The organism is Brevundimonas sp. Leaf363 (assembly GCF_001424025.1).
Taxonomy (GTDB): domain Bacteria; phylum Pseudomonadota; class Alphaproteobacteria; order Caulobacterales; family Caulobacteraceae; genus Brevundimonas.
Map to the genome: position 1 here is coordinate 12,286 of NZ_LMPZ01000004.1, position 18,437 is coordinate 30,722.

General features: G+C 65.6%; 17 protein-coding genes. 10 read left to right on the forward strand and 7 right to left on the reverse strand.

Annotated features, from left to right (window positions below):
• Window positions 1-34: 34 nt before the first annotated feature.
• Window positions 35-2,281: a TonB-dependent receptor gene (locus ASG17_RS12675; RefSeq protein ID WP_056104463.1), complete on the reverse strand. Its 2,247-nt coding sequence runs from the start codon at window positions 2,279-2,281 to the stop codon at window positions 35-37.
• 185 nt (window positions 2,282-2,466) lie between these two features.
• Between ASG17_RS12675 and ASG17_RS12680 the strand changes: the two genes are divergently transcribed.
• From ASG17_RS12680 to ASG17_RS12700, 5 genes are all read left to right on the forward strand, one after another.
• On the forward strand, window positions 2,467-5,607 hold the full coding sequence (locus ASG17_RS12680) for an alpha-L-rhamnosidase (RefSeq protein ID WP_056104466.1): 3,141 nt from the start codon (window positions 2,467-2,469) through the stop codon (window positions 5,605-5,607).
• 66 nt (window positions 5,608-5,673) lie between these two features.
• Window positions 5,674-6,507: an IclR family transcriptional regulator gene (locus ASG17_RS12685; RefSeq protein WP_056104469.1), complete on the forward strand. Its 834-nt coding sequence runs from the start codon at window positions 5,674-5,676 to the stop codon at window positions 6,505-6,507.
• Window positions 6,507-7,268 (forward strand): SDR family NAD(P)-dependent oxidoreductase, encoded by a 762-nt coding sequence (locus tag ASG17_RS12690; RefSeq protein ID WP_156367863.1) that lies wholly within the window; start codon window positions 6,507-6,509, stop codon window positions 7,266-7,268. Before ASG17_RS12685 ends, ASG17_RS12690 begins: the two co-directional genes overlap by 1 nt.
• Window positions 7,269-7,276: 8 nt before the next feature.
• Window positions 7,277-8,434, forward strand: a complete 1,158-nt coding sequence (lldD, locus tag ASG17_RS12695; protein WP_056104473.1) for an FMN-dependent L-lactate dehydrogenase LldD — start codon at window positions 7,277-7,279, stop codon at window positions 8,432-8,434.
• Window positions 8,435-8,524: 90 nt separating this feature from the next.
• Complete coding sequence (locus ASG17_RS12700) at window positions 8,525-9,217, forward strand: IS6 family transposase (protein WP_056104477.1); 693 nt, start codon at window positions 8,525-8,527, stop codon at window positions 9,215-9,217.
• Between the two features lie 222 nt (window positions 9,218-9,439).
• Here the strand turns inward: ASG17_RS12700 and ASG17_RS12705 are convergent, their stop codons facing one another.
• Window positions 9,440-10,366: an SDR family oxidoreductase gene (locus ASG17_RS12705; RefSeq protein ID WP_200935085.1), complete on the reverse strand. Its 927-nt coding sequence runs from the start codon at window positions 10,364-10,366 to the stop codon at window positions 9,440-9,442.
• Between the two features lie 4 nt (window positions 10,367-10,370).
• Between ASG17_RS12705 and ASG17_RS12710 the strand changes: the two genes are divergently transcribed.
• Genes ASG17_RS12710 through ASG17_RS12720 form a run of 3 tightly spaced genes read left to right on the forward strand, consistent with a single transcriptional unit; the run spans window position 10,371 to window position 13,172 of the window.
• Window positions 10,371-10,943, forward strand: a complete 573-nt coding sequence (locus ASG17_RS12710; RefSeq protein WP_056104482.1) for an SRPBCC family protein — start codon at window positions 10,371-10,373, stop codon at window positions 10,941-10,943.
• 40 nt (window positions 10,944-10,983) lie between these two features.
• Window positions 10,984-12,162, forward strand: a complete 1,179-nt coding sequence (locus tag ASG17_RS12715; protein WP_056104485.1) for a zinc-dependent alcohol dehydrogenase — start codon at window positions 10,984-10,986, stop codon at window positions 12,160-12,162.
• 11 nt (window positions 12,163-12,173) lie between these two features.
• Window positions 12,174-13,172 (forward strand): ATP-dependent DNA ligase, encoded by a 999-nt coding sequence (locus ASG17_RS12720; RefSeq protein WP_056104489.1) that lies wholly within the window; start codon window positions 12,174-12,176, stop codon window positions 13,170-13,172.
• On the opposite strand, the gene ASG17_RS12725 is transcribed toward ASG17_RS12720, so the two are convergent.
• The 5 genes from ASG17_RS12725 to ASG17_RS12740 all read right to left on the reverse strand — a co-directional run bounded on the left by ASG17_RS12725 (window position 13,169) and on the right by ASG17_RS12740 (window position 17,083).
• Window positions 13,169-13,774: a cysteine hydrolase family protein gene (locus tag ASG17_RS12725; protein WP_056104490.1), complete on the reverse strand. Its 606-nt coding sequence runs from the start codon at window positions 13,772-13,774 to the stop codon at window positions 13,169-13,171. The genes ASG17_RS12720 and ASG17_RS12725 overlap by 4 nt on opposite strands.
• A gap of 6 nt (window positions 13,775-13,780) precedes the next feature.
• Window positions 13,781-14,284, reverse strand: coding sequence for a ferritin-like domain-containing protein (locus ASG17_RS12730; protein WP_056104493.1), 504 nt, complete (start codon window positions 14,282-14,284; stop codon window positions 13,781-13,783).
• Between the two features lie 89 nt (window positions 14,285-14,373).
• A complete protein-coding gene (locus ASG17_RS15515) occupies window positions 14,374-14,544 on the reverse strand; it encodes a hypothetical protein (protein WP_156367864.1) in 171 nt (56 codons plus the stop codon).
• Between the two features lie 48 nt (window positions 14,545-14,592).
• Window positions 14,593-16,680, reverse strand: coding sequence for a glycoside hydrolase family 65 protein (locus ASG17_RS12735; protein ID WP_235560453.1), 2,088 nt, complete (start codon window positions 16,678-16,680; stop codon window positions 14,593-14,595).
• A gap of 1 nt (window position 16,681) precedes the next feature.
• A complete protein-coding gene (locus ASG17_RS12740; RefSeq protein WP_056104499.1) occupies window positions 16,682-17,083 on the reverse strand; it encodes a DUF6766 family protein in 402 nt (133 codons plus the stop codon).
• A gap of 121 nt (window positions 17,084-17,204) precedes the next feature.
• Between ASG17_RS12740 and ASG17_RS12745 the strand changes: the two genes are divergently transcribed.
• Window positions 17,205-17,387, forward strand: coding sequence for a hypothetical protein (locus ASG17_RS12745; protein WP_056104502.1), 183 nt, complete (start codon window positions 17,205-17,207; stop codon window positions 17,385-17,387).
• Complete coding sequence (locus tag ASG17_RS12750) at window positions 17,384-17,635, forward strand: hypothetical protein (protein WP_235560454.1); 252 nt, start codon at window positions 17,384-17,386, stop codon at window positions 17,633-17,635. The genes ASG17_RS12745 and ASG17_RS12750 overlap by 4 nt, the downstream gene beginning before the upstream one ends.
• Window positions 17,636-18,437: the final 802 nt, after the last annotated feature.

Consider the following 18,437-nt stretch of genomic DNA (forward strand, 5'->3'; position numbering starts at 1 on the left):
ACTGGGCCCGGCCTTTTGGCCGGGCCCAGACCGGTCAGCGACCGAAGGCGTAGCGCAAGGTCACGCCGATCTCGCGTGGCTGGCTGACGGTGCCGAAGCGATACGGCGAAGGCACGCCGAAGAGAGACGCCGAGCCCTCCTCGGTCAGCTGCTGCTGGTGGTCGAAGAGGTTCTTGGCGAAGGCCGTGACCTCCCAGCCGGCGTCCGGGTCGCGGAAGCCGATGAAGAGGTTGGCCAGGGTGTAGGCGTCCGCCGTGTAGCCGGTGTTGAGGGTCGTCACGTCGCCGCTGTAGTTGACCAGGCCGCGCACGAAGCCTTCGAAGCGGCCGATCGGCTGAGTGTATTCCGAGGCGATCGAGAAGGACCACTCCGGCAGAGCACCCAGCGAGCCGCTGGACCTGCAGGTGCTGACGTACTTGCCGCCCTGGACACGCTTCGGCCCGTCGATGTCCGGCGTGCCGTCCCCATTGAAGTCGTTGCAGGGGATTTCCGCGTCGTCGAAGTGGGCGTCCGTGTAAGCGGCGTTGAACGTCGCGGTCCAGTAATCGGTGATGCGGCCGCGCGCTTCGAGCTCCACGCCGCGGCTGATGCCGTCACCGTTGAAGGTGAAGTTGGCGTTGCAATCGATGCCGTTGGCGGTGCCGTCGGCCGTGGCGTAACCGAGGCCCCCGGGGGCGCTCGTGCCCGGCGCGCCGGTGCATGCGATGCCGTTCAGCCGGCCGATGAAGTTCTTGAAGGTCTGATTATAGACCGTCGCGTTTAGCGTCAGGCGGCGGTCGAACAGCTGGCTCTTCAAGCCGACCTCAATCGAGTCAGACTCTTCCGCGTCATAGAGCTTCAGCTCTTCGGGCAGATAGGGCGCGGTGGCGTCCTCTGCGCGACCACCGGGACGGTAGCCGCGGCCGTAGGACACGTAGCCCATCAGATCTTCGCTGAAGTCGTGCTGGTAGCTCGCGCTGCCAGTCACCGCGTCATACTGGCTTTCGGCATTGGAGATGCCCGCCAGGCTGCTGTTGGTCTCGCTCTCGCTCTTCGTCTCTGAATACCGAAGGCCCACCTGCACCAGATCGTTTTCGGTCAGCTGGAAGGCGTGGTTTGTGAAGATGCCGAAGTTGCGCCCCTGAATGTCACTCGTCTGGACAAGCGCAGCGATCGGGATGTCGACCAAGACGTCCGTGTCGCTCGTCGAATAGTAGGCCCCGACCATATAGGTCCAGAAGTGCGGTCCGCTGCGTTGGAAGCGCAGCTCGTGCGACCAGTTCTGATTCCCGATCCGGATGTCCTGATTGTACTGGAAGAACGGGATGGCGTTGCCGATGTCCAGGTCGCGCAGGGTATCGAACTGGGTGTCCTGGAAGCCGCCGATGTAGTTCAGGCTGAAGTCCGAACCCAGGTCATAGGACGACGTCAGGGTGGCGATGTCCGAGGCGTTGTAGAAGGTCGTCGGACCGTCCTGGAAGTTCACGCGATCGAAGATGTCGTAGTCGCCGTAAGCGCCATTGCCGTAAACAGCGAAGTAGGCGTCGGTATCGCTTTCCATCTTTTGGTACACGAGATCGACATCCAGAGCGTCGGTCGGACGCCAGGCGACGCTGCCGCGCGCGCTCCAGGTCTCATGGCCGGCCTCGCGGCCATTGGTGAGGCCGCGCACGCCAGTGTCGTCGCCTTCATCGTAAAGGGCGGCCAAACGGAAGGCCAAGGTGTCGCTGACGGGAGCACCGATGGCGGCTTGATAGTTCTGCACGCCATTGTCTGTGGCCGTGGCGCTGACAAAGCCATCCAGGCCCGAGAAGCTGGGACGGCGCGTGGTGATCAAGATCGCGCCCGACGGCGAGGCCCGGCCGCGCAGCGTGCCTTGCGGGCCCCGAACCACTTCGATCTGGCCAATGTCGTAGATCGACTGGAAGGCCGTGGCGGCGTCCAGAACGGTCTCGTTGAAGTAGATGTCGACGGTCGACGTCGAGCCAGCGTCGAGGTCTGCGGCCACGCCGCGGACCGAGGCCTGCTGTTGCCGGCCGTCGCGGTTCGTCAGCGACAGACCGGGCGTCAGGGTCGCGACGTCTTCGAATTTCAAGATGACCTGCTCTTCAAGCTGCTCGCCTTGGACGACGTTGACGGTGACCGGCACGTCCTGGACGTTTGAGGCCTGCTTGGTGGCGGTGACGATGATGTCGTCCACCGTCGTCGTATCATCAGCGGTTTGCGCCCAGCTGGCCGAGGCCACGCACAGGATCGCGCCGGCGCTGACGGTCGCGAGCACACTGCTCTTGAAACGGTTCATAGAGTTTCCCCTCCGACCCTTAAGGGCCATTGTCCTGAGGCCCGCGGCCGCTTCTACGCGGTGGGCTGTGGTTGGCGTTTCCGAAGGCGGCTTAACGTCGCTCTTGGCGTTGTCCCGATTGTTAGACTACATTGCCACATATTGGAAGTGGGGACACAACACCCGCTCACGGGACAGGAAAAGCCATGGATCGCCGTACCCTAATCAAGCTGTCGGGCCTCGGCGTCGGCGCAGCCGCCGTGTCAGGATCGCCAGCGACTGCCGCCGCTCGGCCCAGCGTCGTCGATCTGAAAGTGTGCGGGCTGGTCGGCCCGCTCTCCCTGGCGCGGCAACCGCGCTTCTCATGGAAGTACGCGGGCCCTGGCCAGGACGCGCAGGCGGCTTACCGGATCACCGTCGCGGCGTCAGAACGGGACCTGCGCCGATCACGCGATCTGATGTGGGACAGTGGGCGTATTGCCTCAAATGCGAGCTTCGATGTCCCGTATGAAGGCCCGGAGGCTTCCGCCGGCCAAAGAGTGTGGTGGCGTGTCGAATGCTGGACCAACGCCGGCGGGCACGCCGTCAGCGCCGCGTCCTTCTGGGAGAAAGCGCCCGAGCCATCGTCGTGGCAGGCGCAGTGGCTCGCGAGCGAACACCCGGTGGCCAAGGCCGATCGCCTGGCGGGACTCAACTGGATGGTCGGCGCGCAGGCCCAACCCATCGGCGCGGTTCGGGCCTATCGGCTGGAGCTGGACGCGGACCAGGCAACGGTGGCGACGCTGCTCATCGCCGGCGGCAAGCTGGAAGGCGTGTGGTTGAACGGACAGGCCCTGACGCATGAGGGCGAGGAGCCGGTCAGCTCAACGACCATGGCGGAGTTCAAGCTGCCGCTCAGGCAGGGGCGCAACGTCCTCTCGGCGGCGATGAAGCGCGAAGCCGGCTTCGGCGGCGCGCCCGCTTTGACGACTTTGATCCGGCTGCCGAAAGCGGACGGGTCTGTGGAGCGCCTGCCTGCCGGCCCCTCTTGGAAGACGGCCCTCACCCCTGCGGAAGGCTGGCAAGCCGAGACTTTCGACGCGTCGGACTGGCCCGCGGCTACAGCTCCGGCCCGGCCGCCAGCCGGAAACCCCTGGCCCCCCGCGCCGGCCATGCACCACCGCCGCGCTTTCACAGCGTCTCGGCGCATAGCCAGTGCGCGCCTCTATGCAACGGCGCTCGGCGCTTACGAGGCCTGGATCAACGGTCAGCGCGTCGGCGACCAGATGCTCGCTCCGGAGATGACCGATCCCAGTCAGCGACTGCTCTTCCAGGCGCACGACGTGACTGAGCTTGTGAAGCGCGGCGACAACGTCCTCGGCCTGTGGGTTGGCGACGGGTGGTACGCCAGCGAGTTCAGCTCCAGCAGCCGCTTCATCTTCGGCCCGCCGCCGTGTCGCGCCTTGGCGCAGCTGGTCGTCACCTATGACGACGGCTCCAAGGACATCATCGGCACCGGCGACGATTGGAAGAGCGCGCCGTCGTCGGTGCTCTCCTCTGAGATCTACGACGGCGAAGTCTACGACGCTCGGCTGGAGCACAAGGGCTGGTCGTCGTCTGGCTTCGACGACAGTGCGTGGCTGGACGGCGAGACCATCGAGCCGCCAAAGGCCGCCATCGAGCCGCAGGAAGCGCAGCCCGTCCGCGTGACTCAGACGCTGCGCGCCATGGCCATCACCGAGCCGAAGCCCGGCGTCTACGTCTTTGACTTCGGTCAGAACTTCGCCGGCTGGCCACGTCTGCGCGTTCGCGGCCAAGCGGGTGATGTTGTCACTATGCGCTTCGCCGAAGTCCTGGCCGCCGATGGCGAGGTCGATCAGGCCAATCTGCGCAGCGCCTTCGCCCGCGACACCTACATCCTGAAGGGCGAAGGCGAAGAGGTCTGGAGCCCGCGCTTCACCTACCATGGCTTCCGCTATGTTCAGGTCACCGGCCTGAGGCAACGGCCAAGTGAGCGCACGCTGGAAGGCCTCGCCGGCCACAACGATCTGCCGATCACCGGCGTCTTCCGCGTCGGCGACCCGGTGATCGAGAAGTTCTGGCGTAACGCCGTCTGGAGCCAGCGCTCCAACTTCTTCGGCCTACCCACCGACTGTCCGCAGCGGGACGAACGGCTGGGCTGGATGGGCGACGCCGAAGTCTTCTGGCCCGCGGCGGCCTACAACATGGACGTCGGCGCTTACAGCGCCCGGGTCATGGGCGACATCGTGCACGGGCAGTCCGCGCGCGGCGGTTTTCCGGATGTCATTCCGCCCTTCTTCGCCGGACTGGAACTGACGTCGCCCGGCTGGTCGGACGCAGGCCTTGTCCTGCCCTTCATCGCCTGGACGCGGAATGGCGACACCGGGATCATCCGCGAGAACTGGGAGGCCATGGACCGCTATATGGCGTTCATCCTCTCGCAGAACCCCACCCACATCTGGGCCAAGGCGCGCGGCGCGGACTATGGCGACTGGCTGGCGGTGGATGCTGTCGAGCCAGGCGACCCTACGACCCCGAAGGATTTGGTCGGCACGGCCTATTGGGCCCGCAGCGCCGACATGATGGCGCAGATGGCCGAAGCGATCGGGCGGTCGGAGGACCAGCAGCGCTACCGCGCGCTATTCGACGCCATCAAGGCCGCCTTCCAGTCGAGCTTCGTGAAGGCCGACGGTGAGATCGGCAACGCCAGCCAGACCAGCTACATCCTGCCGATTCGCTTCGGCTTGCTTGATGACGCTCAGACCGCAGAGGCCGGGCGTCGCCTGGTGGAGGACATCCGCCGCCGTGGTGACAAGCTCTCCACCGGCTTCCTCGGCACGCCGCATATTCTGGATGCGCTGGCCCAATCAGGGCAGGCGGAGACCGCCGTCACCCTGCTCCTCCAGCGGCAGTTCCCGTCTTGGGGTTACATGGTCGAGAAGGGCGCGACCACCATGTGGGAGCGCTGGAACGGCGACGCGGGCGACGTGTCGATGAACAGCTTCAACCACTACGCTTTTGGTGCGATCGCCGACTTCCTGTTCCGCCGCATCGCCGGCGTCGCCGCAGTGGAACCCGGCTTCCGCACGGTGCGGGTCGAGCCGATTGTCGATCGTCGCCTGGGATTTGCGGGTGCTGACTATGAGTCGGTGGTCGGCCGGATCAAGACGGACTGGCGGGCCGACGGCAGCGCCTTCTCCATGCAGGTCACCTTGCCGCCCAACACCACCGGAGAGCTGCGCCTGCCAGCCGTCGTGACCGACGCGTCGATCAACGGCGAGCGCATCCCATCAGGCGCGCCCGTCCCTCTTCCGCCCGGCCTCCATCGCATCAGCGGACACGTCTGAGATGGCTATCCCATATTGCGGGACTAGCCTACAATGACGGTCTTCGCTCAGCATAGGAGAGTCGATATGGCGCGAGCGGCCGCAGCGCGTTCCATTCATGTAGACGTGGACGACGCCGATGAGGGCTCCGGCCGCGCCGCGACGGGCAGTCAGACGCTGCTTCGTGGTCTGGACGTCATCGACGCCCTGATCGAGGGCCCGCTAGCCCTGGCGGAACTCTCTGAGCATCTGGATCTCACGCGCAGCACCACACACCGCCTCGCCTCTGCGCTGGTGGAGCGGCGGCTGCTCTCGTTCCGCCCGCGCGAAGGCTACTCGCTCGGCCCCAAGCTTCTCGAGCTTGGTTACGCCGCGCGCGAACAGATGCATCTGCCGCGGATCGCCCGGCCGCACCTAGAGCGCCTGTCATCCGAAACCGAGGACACCGTCCATCTCGGCGTGCTGGACGGTACGACCGCCTTCTATCTCGACAAGGTGCCGGGCACCCGGCGCGTCTCCATCGGCTCGCGTGTGGGCGAACGCCATCCGATCGCCGCCACGGGCCTCGGCAAAGCGCTGATCCTCGATATGGACGAGGAACAATGGGCTTCGTTCTTTGACGTCGGCGATCCCGACCAAACTCGGCCCGGCCGCGCCGTGTGGCTGGAGCGCATGCGCTCGTACGCCGCTCAAGGTTACGCCTTCGACCTTGAAGAGAATGAAGACCGCATCCGCTGCGTCGCCGCGCCGATCCGCGGCGTGGATGGCCAGATCGTAGCCGCGCTCAGCGTCTCGAGCGCCGCCCAGTACATGAAGGACACGCGCATGCAGTCGCTGACCAAGGTGGTCACGTCGGCTGCGCAAGCGATCAGCGAAGACCTCGGCTGGAACCCCAAGAAGACTGCGAAGAAGACTGGATAATGCTGCTCAAGGACAAGGTCGTCGCGGTGACGGGTGCATCACGAGGGATCGGTCGGGCTTGCGCGATCGAAGCGGCCCGCCAAGGCGCTGACGTTGTCATCAACAGCTATCGCGACAGCGAGGCGGCGGAGAGCTGCGCCGCTGAGGTAGAGTCGCTGGGCCGGCGAGTGGTGGTGGTGGACGGCGATGTCGCCGATCCGACGAGCGCCGTGGCGCTGGTGAGGGCCGCCGTCGTTGGCTTTGGGAAGCTGGACGTGTTCGTGTCCAACGCCGGCATTTGCCCCTTCCACGCCTTCCTTGACATGCCGGTCGAGACGCTGCGCCGGACCATGGAGGTGAACCTTCACGGTGCGTACTTCATGACCCAGGCGGCGGCCAATCAGATGGTTCACCAGGGCCAAGGCGGCGCGATCGTCGCCATCAGCTCGATTTCCGCCCTCGTCGGCGGCGAAATGCAGACCCACTACACCCCAACCAAAGCCGGCGTTCACAGCCTCATGCAGTCCTGCGCTGTGGCGCTCGGGCGTCACGGCATCCGCTGCAACTCGGTGCTTCCAGGCACGATCGCAACCGACATCAATAAGGACGATCTCGCCGACCCCAAAAAGCGCGAATACATGGAAGGGCGCATTCCGCTTGGTCGCCTAGGCCGCCCCGAAGACATCGCGTCGGTGGTGGCGTTCCTCGCGTCCGACATGGCCAGCTACATGTCCGGAGCCGCCCTATTGGTAGACGGCGGCGCGTTCGCGAACTTCCAGTAGCCGCCGCCGTGATCATTTCCTCGCCCGACGACTACCGCGAAGCCGCGCGCCGCAAGCTGCCGCCGTTCCTGTTCCACTACATTGACGGCGGAGCCTATGCGGAGGAGACGCTGCGCCGGAATGTCTCCGATTTCCGAGACGTCGCCCTGCGCCAGCGCGTTCTGAAGGACGCCTCCAGCCTCAGCCTCGAAACCAAGCTGTTCGACGAAACCCTGGCCATGCCGGTGGTGCTGGCCCCCGTCGGCCTGACGGGAATGTACGCCCGGCGCGGCGAGGTTCAGGCCGCTAAGGCCGCGGCCTCGCGCAACATCCCCTTCACCCTCTCGACCGTCTCGGTGTGCGCGATTGAGGAGGTGGCTCCCGTCATCGACCGGCCCATGTGGTTCCAGCTCTATGTGCTCCGTGATCGCGGCTTCATGAAGCACTCCCTTGAGCGCGCCAAGGCCGCGGGCGTGAAGACGCTCGTGTTCACCGTGGACATGCCGGTCCCGGGCGCGCGCTATCGTGACGCCCACTCGGGCATGAGCGGCCCTAACGCGGGGCTGCGCCGGATTTGGCAGGCGGCGACACACCCCACCTGGGCGTGGCATGTGGGTCTGCACGGCCGGCCCCATGATCTCGGCAATGTGTCACGCTTCCTCGGCAAGGCGACCGGCCTGGCCGACTACATCGGCTGGCTGGGCCAGAACTTCGATCCGTCGATTTCGTGGAACGATCTCCGGTGGATCCGCGATTTCTGGGACGGCCCAATGATCATCAAAGGTATCCTTGACCCAGATGATGCCCGTGACGCAGTGGCCTTTGGTGCCGACGGCATCGTGGTGTCCAACCACGGCGGGCGTCAGCTAGATGGCGTTCTGTCCAGCTCGCGCGCTTTGCCGGCGGTGGCCGAGGCGGTCCAGGGGCGGCTGAAGATCTTGGCCGACAGCGGCATCCGCAATGGTCTCGACGTGGTTCGGGCGCTGTCCCTTGGAGCCGACGCCGTGATGTTGGGCCGGCCTTTCATCTATGCGCTCGCAGCACATGGCCAATCGGGCGTTGCCAACCTGCTCGACCTGCTCGCGAAGGAGATGCGGGTGGCCATGACCCTAACCGGCGTCAAGACCACGGCCGAAATCGGCACCCAGTGCCTCGTTGAAACCTCTATTCGACCGTCGCAGGCTTAATCGAACCGCTGCTTAAAATGGGTGCTGTCAGTCTAACGCTAACTTGTCTCCACTGAGGGCGCGGAAATGCCCTGATGGGGCAAGGGTTTCATGAAGCCGCTCTCGTTCAAGAGGCACCGCTTCCCAGCTGAGATCATCCGGCATGCCGTGTGGCTCTACTTCCGCTTCAGCCTGAGCTTCCGGGACGTAGAGGAGCTCCTCGCTCAGCGCGGGATCGACGTGTCGTACGAGACCATCCGCTGCTGGACGATCAAGTTCGGCCCCCACATCGCGAGGCGACTGAAAAGGCTGAGGCCAGCCCCCTCCCCTCGTTGGCACCTTGATGAGGTCGTCTGCTCGATCGGCGGCAAGCGAATGTATCTCTGGCGCGCCGTTGACGACGAAGGGGAAGTGCTCGACCTCGTCGTTCAGCGCGAGCGGGACACCGGCGCTGCGCTGAAGCTTCTACGGCGCCTGCTGCGCAATCAGGCGGTGGAGCCGCAGCTGATCACCACGGACGGGCTGCGGTCTTACGGCGCGGCGCTGCAGGAGCTCGGGCTGGCCAGCCTCCATCGCCCTGGCCGATTACGGGAGAACAATCGGGCTGAGAACTCTCACCTGCCGATCCGACGACGAGAGCGACAGCAGCAGCTCTTCAAGAGCCAGGCTTCCGCACAGCGCTTCCTCACCACTCACGCAGCGATCTACAACACCTTCTACACCCAGCGACATCTGATCAGCCGACCCACCCTTCGCCGCTTCCGCGCCGATGCTGAGGCCGCGTGGGCGGCCGCCACGGCCTAAGGAAAGCCGGGTAGGCGCTCTTGGACCGGTAGTGATTAAGCTGTCAGCGCTGGTCGTCGGCAACGGTCACCTGCGCTATGGCATGGAGGTCCTAACCAGCCGTTCGTCATGACGGAACTGGTGACCAAGGTTACCAAGATCCTAAAGCGCTAGTGGCAGGCAAGGCTGGCGGGGGTCGGCTCTGCGAGTCCCTTTGCTGAGCCGCAATCCTCGACGGTCGATCTATCCGTTCGGATCCTTGGGCTCAGTCTGTTTGCGATGCATTTCCGCCAGGGCCGACTGCGGCGTCACCGCCGCGATCGCGGCTTGGACCTTGTTGCCGAGCCCGGCGACGACATCGCCGTCACCGCGCTTCATTGCGTGATAGCCGATCTCGGCGACCTTGGCGGGATCCATCTTCGACTTCGACTGACCCACTGCGGTGTCGTCGAGACCGGCGCGATGGAAGAACTCCGTATCCGTCGGTCCGGGCATCAGGACGGTGACGCTTACGCCGCTGTCTTTCAGTTCGTTTCGCAGGGCGAACGAGAAGCTGTCCACGTAGGCTTTCGAGGCGTTGTAGACGGCGGCGAACGATCCCGGCATGAGCCCAGCAATGGAGCCGGTCAGCAGGATCTGGCCCCGCCCCCGGGCGCGCATGTCGCGACCGATGAGATGCAACAGCCGCGTGGTGCCGGTGATGTTGGTGTTGATGACATGCAGGATATCGTCGAACGCCTGGTCCAGAAACCCCTGCCCAAGTCCATGGCCGGCATTGGCGGCCAGGACGTCGACCGGGCGGCCTCCGACCAGGTCGTAGAGCGATTGCACGCCGTCCTCAGTGGCGAGATCGGCCTGCAGAGTTTCGACTTGGGCGCCGAGGGCGTCAAACGCCTGCTTCGGCTCAGCCAAGGGCGTGTCGGCGGCGACGATAAGGTCGAACCCGTCCTTGGCCAGAAGCTTAGCGAGCTCGTAGCCGATTCCGCTGGAGGCGCCGGTCACCACGGCGAGCGGACGGACGCTTTGAGCGGTCGTAAGTTGGTCATCGGACATGGGAGTCTCCGGGGTTGTCTTCGTCGGCACAAAGCCGTGTGCTCTTCCGTGGTTCCGTATTGCGACGCTGGAACGCAGCCGCGTCGGACGGATTGGATAGCCCACCAGACGGAGCATCCCCATGTCCTCATCCGATCCGATCTCAACCGACGCCGAGCTCGCTTCTCCCGCCTTCATCGACAAGGGCAATGTCGAGGGCGACCATGCCGCTTCGAGCATCCGCGCGGCCATGATCAACCGACCGCGCCAGGAGCTCTATGCGTTCTGGCGCGACTTCACGAACCTGCCTTCCTTCACCGAGAACGTGAAGGAGGTCGAGATCCTGGATGATGCCCGGTCCCAGTGGGTTATCGCCGGGCCGGCGGGCGCCGACATCGATCTGGTCTCCGAGATCACCGAAGACATCCCCGGCGAGAGGATCGCCTGGCGCTCCAGCGAGGGATCCGACGTCGACCACGAGGGCTGGATCGAATTCAAGGACAACGCCTTCGGTCGCGGCACCGAGGTCCGCATCTTCATCAGCTATGACCCGCCTGCCGGCGCCGTCGGCAAGGTGGTCGCCAAGGTTATGCAACGCGAGCCGCGTGTTCAGGCGCGTCGAGAACTGCGGCGGTTCAAGCAGCTGATGGAGACCGGCGAGGTCTCGACGTCGAAAGCGCCCGACGCCGCGCCCCGCGCCGGCCGTCACTTCTGATCCCGGCCACGCCGACCACCATTCAAACAGCGAGAGTCCCATGCGCGCACTCACATGGCACGGCAAACACAACGTCCAGGTCGATACCGTGCCCGACCCCCAGATCGTCAATCCGCGCGATGCGATCATCAGGATCACCGCCACCGCCATCTGCGGCTCCGACCTCCACCTCTACGACAGCATGATCCCGGGCATGTCCAACGGCGACATTCTGGGTCATGAGTTCATGGGCGTCGTCGAGGAAGTCGGACCCGCCAATACGACGCTGAAGCGCGGCGACCGGGTCGTGGTCCCCTTCGTCATCGCCTGCGGCAAATGCTTCTTCTGCGATCACAAGATGCCGGCCGCCTGCGATAACTCGAATCCGGCCGAGAAGGCCGATGCGTCGGAGATCGCCTACGGCTATTCCATGCCCGGGGCCTTCGGCTATTCGCATCTGACCGGCGGCTACGCGGGCGGCCAGGCCGAATACGCCCGGGTGCCCTATTCCGACTACGGTCCGATCAAGATCCCCGACGGGATCGAGGACGAGCGGGTTCTGTTCCTGTCCGACATCTTCCCGACAGGCTGGATGGCGGCCGAGAACTGCCAGATCCAGCCGGGCGACACGGTCGCCATCTGGGGCTGCGGTCCGGTCGGCCTCTTCGCGATCAAGAGCGCCCTACTGCAGGGCGCCGGCCGGGTCATCGCCATCGATCATCACCCGCGCCGGCTCGAACTGGCGAAGCAGAACGGCGCCGAGGTCCTCAACTACCACGAGGTCAAGGTGCGCGAGGCCCTGATGGAGATGACCGCCGGCATCGGCCCCGACAGCTGCATCGACGCCGTCGGCATGGAGGCCCACGGCTTCTCGCCCGACAACATCGTCGACGCCATCAAGCAGGAGACGAAAATCCTGGGCACCGATCGGCCCCACGTGCTGCGGGAAACCATCATGGCGGTGCGCAAGGGCGGCACGGTCTCGGTGCCCGGCGTCTACGGCGGTTTCGCCGACAAATGGCCGATCGGCGCCTTCATGGAGAAGGGTCTGACGCTGAAGACGGGCCAGACCCATGTGCAGAACTACCTGCCGCAGCTGCTGCAGCTGATCCTCGACGGCAAGATCGATACGACCGATCTGATCTCCCATCGCCTGCCGCTCGAGCAGGCCGCGGAGGGCTACAAGAACTTCAAGGAAAACCAGAACGAGTGGACCAAGGTCGTGCTGAAGCCGGGTTGAGGCTGAGCCCGATGCGCACCGACCTCGACGCCCGGCCCATGGAGGCCCGGTCTCGGCCGGACCTGCCCGAGGGCGCGGGCTGGGTCTACGAGCCCAAATGGGACGGGTTTCGCTGTCTGGCCTTCAAGCGCAACGGTCAGGTGCAGCTCATCGCCAAATCTGGAAAATCGCTGAACCGCTTCTTTCCCGAGGTGGTCGATCGTCTCGCCGCCCTTCCGGAAGCCCGCTTCGGTCTCGACGGCGAACTGCTGGCGCGCGACGGCGACGCCTTCTCCTTCGAGGTGCTGCAGGCCCGCCTGCATCCGGCGGAGAGCCGCATCCAGCGTCTCTCGCGTGAGACCCCGGCGAGCTACGCCCTCTTCGACATGCTCGTCGATGTCGACGGGTCCGATCTCAGGGACCGGTCCTGGTCCGAGCGACATGGGCGACTGGAGGCCATTCTCCAGTCCCATCAGTCGGCCGATCTCACCCTCACGCCCGGTACGACCGACCAGGCCCTCGCGCAGACCTGGCTCGATGAGGGCAGGCTGGAAGGCGTGGTGGCCAAGACCGAGGGCGGCCCCTACCTCGAAGGGGAGCGAGCCATGATCAAGGTTAAGCGCGCTCGCACGGCGGACTGCGTCATCGGCGGCTTTCGCTATGCGTCAGACGCGCCCGTCGTCGGTTCCCTTCTGCTCGGGCTCTACGATGGCGAGGGGAAGCTCAACCACGTCGGCCATACGTCGGGGTTCGCGGGCGTGGACAAGGTGGCGCTGACCCGCGACCTGGAAGCGCTGCGCGGTGGTAAAGGCTTCAGCGGCCGCGCGCCCGGCGGGCCGAGCCGCTGGTCCACCGAACGGTCTGCGGCCTGGGAGCCCTTGCGGCCCGAGCGGGTGGTCGAAGTCGGCTTCGACCAGGTGTCCGATGACCGCTTCCGCCACGGGACGAAGCTGTTGCGCTTCCGTCCCGACAAGGCGCCCGCCCAGTGCCGCATGGAGCAGCTGGAGAGCCAGGCGGCGTCCACCGCCTAGCTCCAGGAGGCGAGCACCTCCGCGCTCTCCGCCGTCTCGACCTGCTGTCCATAGCGATTGCGGTATAGGTCCAGCAGAGCGTCATGGCTCTCGTCGGAGGAACTGCACAGCGCGTCGGTCACGACGATCACCCGATAACCGAGATCGACCGCCCCAAGCACGGCGGCCAGGACGCAGACGTCGGTCTCCGCCCCGGTGACGACCAGCGTATCGACGCCGCCCGCGCGCAGCGCTTCGTCGAGCCCCGTGCCCGGCCAGGGCGAATAGATGCGCTTGTCCAGCACGCGGGCCGGCGGCGTAAAGGTCGCCAGCTCCGGAATCAGATCGACCTTATCGGCACCCAGCCGCTCGATCGTCATGTCCGGCCAGCGTTCCCAGTAGCCGCGCCAGGTGCCCCAGCCTTCGCCGACCGTGGCGGCGGGAATGAAGCGGGTGAACCAGGTCCGGTCGACCTTGTGTTCGCACAGGCCGACCACGATCGGCAGCACCCGCTCCATCCACGGTGTCCGCCAGGGCGTGTCCTCGGCGAACATCCGCTGCATATCGATGCAGAGATGGACCGCGTTCCCCGGGATCGCGCCGCGGAATAATCCGTCGGCCATGACGGATCAGGCCGCCGCGGCGCCCTGGGCCCTGGCGTTGGCGGCGGCGTCGGCCAAGGCCGTCAGGCTCTCGTCCGTCGCGGATTCCTGCTGCAGAGTCTCATCGAGCAGCGCGGCCGCGTCCTCGAAGCCAAGCAGGGTCGCCCAGCGCTTGAGCGTGCCGTAACGGGTGATTTCATAGTGTTCGACCGCCTGGGCCGCCGCGATCAGGCCGGCGTCCAGCGCATCGGTTCCCGCATATTCCTCGAGGATTTCGTCGCCTTCGGCGAGAATGCCTTCGATGGCGTCACAGGTCTTGCCCATGGCGCGCTTGCCGATGATCTCGAACACCTGCTGCAGGCGCTCGATCTGGCCCTCGGTTTCTTCGCGGTGTTTTTCGAAGGCGGCCTTGAGCTCAGACGAGTTCGCGCCGCGCGCCATCTTGGGCAGCGACTTCACGATCTTCCGCTCGGCGTAATAGATGTCCTTGAGCGTGTCGTAGAACAGGTTGTCGAGGGTTTTCTCAGCCATCTGGGCTCTCCACGTTGAAGGTGAGCCTGTAAAAAACGTTCATCGCGACCGCGTTCCAATGTCCGATGCCGGACGCGATCCAAGCCCGGTTAGCCCCCGTCACCGCGCACGATCTGGCCGACCTCAGCCTGTCTGCGGGCGTCGCGCTCGGTCTTCAAATCCAGGCGGTGCGCTTCCTCCGGCGACAAGGGCATTGGCGCTGTTTCGGTCGCCTTGCCTTTTGCGGGCGGGGTTTCCGCCGGTGCTTTGGTCTGGGTCATCTGGCTCTCCTGATTGGGAAAACAGACCGTCGCCGAGCGGGTTCCGGATCAGGCCGCCGGCGTCAGTTCGGCCCTGTCCGCGCCGTGACGAGCCACGAGGCGCATCGGACGCCCCCTCACCCAGACCCGGCCGATCTCGATCGCGGTCCAGCCCCTGGGCAGGACGACGGGACGGCGCGGCCAGGTCCCGGGATCGCCATCATCGACGACGACCCCCGTCAGGCCGAGCATCAGACCCAACAGCATGCCGCCGAGATTGGCGAAGAAGGGGCCGGCCTTCACCTGACTGTCGGGATGATCGGGGCGATACTCCAGGCACTGGTGAAAGCGCGCCTGATCATAGGCGGCGTAACCCTCCTCGAAGAGCTTCAGGGCCAGATCGCGGTCCCCGGCCATCGCCGCCCAAGTCGTGTACAGCGCCGGGAACATCGGCGCGCCCACGTACTCGGCCCAGTGCTTGAGATAGAAATCGAGGGTGTTGCGTCGCTCCCGCTCCGACGCGGGGTGATCGTAGGGAAACAGTCCCGCCAAGGGGGACGGCGTCGCCCCCTTCGGCTCGGACACCCGGAAGCCGTCATGGGCGGCGATCACCCCGTCGGCCCGAACCGGCAGATAAAGGTCTTCAGCGGCTATCGCCCATTCCGGCGGAACCGCCCGCCCCGTCTGTTCGGCCGCCCGGATGGCGCGACGAAGAACCTGGATGGCCGCCATGATTGTGAAGGCGTCATTGTCGGGCGGCTCAGGGACCTCGGCCGGCCCTGTGGCGCGCAGAATCTCCAGCCCGCGCTTCGTCCGCGTCGTGCGACTGACGATCCAGTCCGCGACACCCGACAGCACCGGCCAGGCGTCTTCTCTCAGGAAAGCCTCGTCGCCGGTGACGTCGGCGTAGAGTCCGAAGGCGCGCGCCGTGTGAAGGGAGCCGTGATCCTCGTGGGCCGCGCCGTCGCCGCCTCCGGGCGAGGCCTCCTGCCCCGACAGAGGCGCAGCCTCCCACGGAAACTGAACTCCGTCGCGCCCGGACAGCCGGGCGATCGACCGGGCCGCGGGCAGCCCCCGGGTGCGAAAGTCGAGGATGGCGCGCGCCGCATCAGATTGGAAGAAGAGCAGCGGGGGGACACAGAAGGCGTCCACGTCCCACATCACATGGCCAAAATAGTAGTTGTAGTCATGCCAGGTCGCGAGACCGAAGATCGAAGTCGCCGACGGCGACGCCTTATGGGTCGAGCAGTTCAGGTAGAAGACCGCCGCGTCGATCATCGCCTGGTGTTCGGGCTCCGCCCCATGCACGACGATCCGGCCCTTCCAGATTTCGGCCCACGCCTCGCGATTACGCCGGCGCAGCGTTTCGAACCCGCTTGCCTTGGCGCGGGCTACGCGACGGACGGCTTCTTCGTCGGGCCTGTCGTGCAGAACCGACGGCAGGATGGCGACCAGCTGGCGGAGCTTCACCGTGCGGTCGGCTCGAGCGCGGAGCCTGTACTCCGTGCGCAGCGGTCCTGAGACGTCCCAGGTCTGCACCGAGCGTTCCGCCTCCTCGCCCGTCAGTTCCGTCGCCAGGGCGGAGCCGCAGGTGCTTAGCCCGCCCTCCGACTCCCAGAGGATCGAGCCGTCACAGACCGGCTCCGGCTCTCCGGGGGTGTCGGTCCGGCGCCGGATCACTCGTCCTCGCAAACCGCCCATCTCGACCACGGCGCGCAGGGCGAGCTCACAGGGTTGATCAACGCGTACGCTGGTCTCCTGCAACACGATTGAGGGGGCCGATCGACTGGCGAAGGTCAGGACCTCGACCTCGGCGATAACGCCCCCCGCCTCGTACCGGAAAGCGCTGGTCAACTCCCCGGTGGCGAAGTCATAGGCTTGCACCAGGTTCGACACCACCGACGGCTGGTCGCTGAGCCAGACATTGTTGAGGGCGAGATCACCGGCCAGAGGATACGGCGCCGGAGCGGCCGCTTCGATCCGGCGTTCCGGATGCTCTCCTGCGAAGCCGCTGACGATCATCATGCCGGCCTGCAGCGGCTGTTCGCGCACGCGCAGCCCGATCAGTCCGTTGCCGACGTACGCGGGCAGATCGCCGTTGCGAGGGCCCCGCGCGGGAGGCGGATTGATCGGCGTCGTCGCCTCGGAAGCCGACACCCTAAGCATTGAACGGCGGGTCCACATGGATCTTGGCGTGCCCGCCGCGCCGCTCGTGTGTCTCGTCGATCTCGCGGATGATGGCCTCCCCTCTCTCCTTGCCGACCAGTTGCAGAAGGGCGTCCAGCTTGGCCTCGGTGCGGTCGTCGTTCTCCTTGGACGCGGGCGAGCCGACGTAGAGGAAGTAGGCCAGGCCGACGACCTGCCACAGCAGCTGCAGGAACTCGGACTGCCAGTTCTCGAAGGTGTCCCGGCCCATCATCATCAGATAGGGCGTCAGTTCGACGGCCTGGCCGTGCTCGCGAGCGTCATCGACGAAGGTGAACCAGCCGAACAGCCAGTGTCCGATCATGGAGATGGCGAAGAAGCCTAAGGTGATCCAGGCGTAGGCATAGCGTTTCATCGATCCCTCCGTGGTCCTTGCCCTCAATGCTCAAGGTCCGTCGTGGTTTCTTCGTCTGCTCGCCAACACTGGAACCCGCATCGGTTCGCCGGCTTTCTTTCAGGAGCAGAGGAGAGTCGCCATGACCGACACCAATACGCCCCGGCCCGACGAGAACGGACCGGACGACGACACCGGGGCCGGCGTTCGTCGCCCTAATCAGGGCGGCGCGGATCAACCCGGCCAGACGCCCCAACGCCCCGCCACCGGCGGCGAAGGCGCAGCCGGTGCGGGCGGTGCCGATGGCTTCGGGACCGGCACATGAGCCTGCGGCTTTACAGGGTCGGGCTGGGGCAGGACGGCGGTTCGGCTCGCCAGGTCCACGTGATGTCGGAAACCGACGTCCAGGCCGGGGACGCCGCGGCGCCCTTGATGGCAGCCGGCGAGTCCATTTTGTCGATCAAGCAGATCGAGGATGACGGGTCTGTTGTGGTCGACGCACCGCTCGCCAAGTCTCAGGCGGCGGAACTGGCTCCGGTGACGCCAGGAGCCGCAGCGGTCCAGACCGGCTGAGACCCAGCTGTGCGATGAGGTCCGCGTCTATGGCGTGGAGATTTGATCGCGGGCCGAGCCTCTGCGGCCGCAAGGTTTGCGGCTGGGGGCATCGGCCGACTCTGTGAACCGCGCCTATTGCCGATTGTCGCGTTCGTGGCGCTTTTCTTCGCTGGTCGCCTGACGGGCGCCTTTCGCCTGCGGGGATCGGCCTTGGTGAATATCCCTCTCGCCGCCTGAGGAGACCTCACTCCTTGGCGAGAGATGATCGGGGACGTCCGCATCCTTGACGAAGGGATCCGGCCTCGGTTTCGAACGGTCTTCGCGGCTCGCTCCCGGGCAGCCCCATCGTTCAGTGTTGTCATTCTTCCGGGGCATGCTGGTTTCCTCACGGCTCGGCCCCGTGCTCCCAAAATCGACAGCTGGAGCATGGCGTCCGATACGGCGAAGATCGCGGCTCGAACGGCGACGGGCCGGCGGTGACCGGGTGACCCTCACTCAAACGGTCGTCACCTAGGGAAAAGATCCCTCTGCGGTGCATCGCGATCGACGTTCCCTGCGGCGTGAACGCTCGTCGGGACTGCAAATGGTTAGAAACCGATGCTGCGGAACATGCGGCTAGTGGCGAGTGTCCTGGCGAGCCGTCGGACGGCGTATCGTCAAAAGTCGCTCCTCCTCTTTGAAGACGTGCGCCGCGTAACCGCTTGCGTGTGCGTAAAGAAGCCGCTCGGCTTCACTCTTCGCTTCATCCACGGACTCGGCTTCAAGAGGCTCCATATGGGGGACCGTCAAGATGTCGGACTCGATATAACAGAAGAAGGTC

Excerpts from the sequence above, each read along its gene's own strand:
- ASG17_RS12675 (WP_056104463.1), bottom strand. The coding sequence starts at position 2,281 with ATGAACCGTTTCAAGAGCAGTGTGCTCGCGACCGTCAGCGCCGGCGCG.
- ASG17_RS12680 (WP_056104466.1), top strand. The coding sequence starts at position 2,467 with ATGGATCGCCGTACCCTAATCAAGCTGTCGGGCCTCGGCGTCGGCGCA.
- ASG17_RS12685 (WP_056104469.1), top strand. The coding sequence starts at position 5,674 with ATGGCGCGAGCGGCCGCAGCGCGTTCCATTCATGTAGACGTGGACGAC.
- ASG17_RS12690 (WP_156367863.1), top strand. The coding sequence starts at position 6,507 with ATGCTGCTCAAGGACAAGGTCGTCGCGGTGACGGGTGCATCACGAGGG.
- ASG17_RS12700 (WP_056104477.1), top strand. The coding sequence starts at position 8,525 with ATGAAGCCGCTCTCGTTCAAGAGGCACCGCTTCCCAGCTGAGATCATC.
- ASG17_RS12705 (WP_200935085.1), bottom strand. The coding sequence starts at position 10,366 with ATGCTCCGTCTGGTGGGCTATCCAATCCGTCCGACGCGGCTGCGTTCC.
- ASG17_RS12710 (WP_056104482.1), top strand. The coding sequence starts at position 10,371 with ATGTCCTCATCCGATCCGATCTCAACCGACGCCGAGCTCGCTTCTCCC.
- ASG17_RS12715 (WP_056104485.1), top strand. The coding sequence starts at position 10,984 with ATGCGCGCACTCACATGGCACGGCAAACACAACGTCCAGGTCGATACC.
- ASG17_RS12720 (WP_056104489.1), top strand. The coding sequence starts at position 12,174 with ATGCGCACCGACCTCGACGCCCGGCCCATGGAGGCCCGGTCTCGGCCG.
- ASG17_RS12725 (WP_056104490.1), bottom strand. The coding sequence starts at position 13,774 with ATGGCCGACGGATTATTCCGCGGCGCGATCCCGGGGAACGCGGTCCAT.
- ASG17_RS12730 (WP_056104493.1), bottom strand. The coding sequence starts at position 14,284 with ATGGCTGAGAAAACCCTCGACAACCTGTTCTACGACACGCTCAAGGAC.
- ASG17_RS15515 (WP_156367864.1), bottom strand. The coding sequence starts at position 14,544 with ATGACCCAGACCAAAGCACCGGCGGAAACCCCGCCCGCAAAAGGCAAG.
- ASG17_RS12740 (WP_056104499.1), bottom strand. The coding sequence starts at position 17,083 with ATGAAACGCTATGCCTACGCCTGGATCACCTTAGGCTTCTTCGCCATC.
- ASG17_RS12745 (WP_056104502.1), top strand. The coding sequence starts at position 17,205 with ATGACCGACACCAATACGCCCCGGCCCGACGAGAACGGACCGGACGAC.
- ASG17_RS12750 (WP_235560454.1), top strand. The coding sequence starts at position 17,384 with ATGAGCCTGCGGCTTTACAGGGTCGGGCTGGGGCAGGACGGCGGTTCG.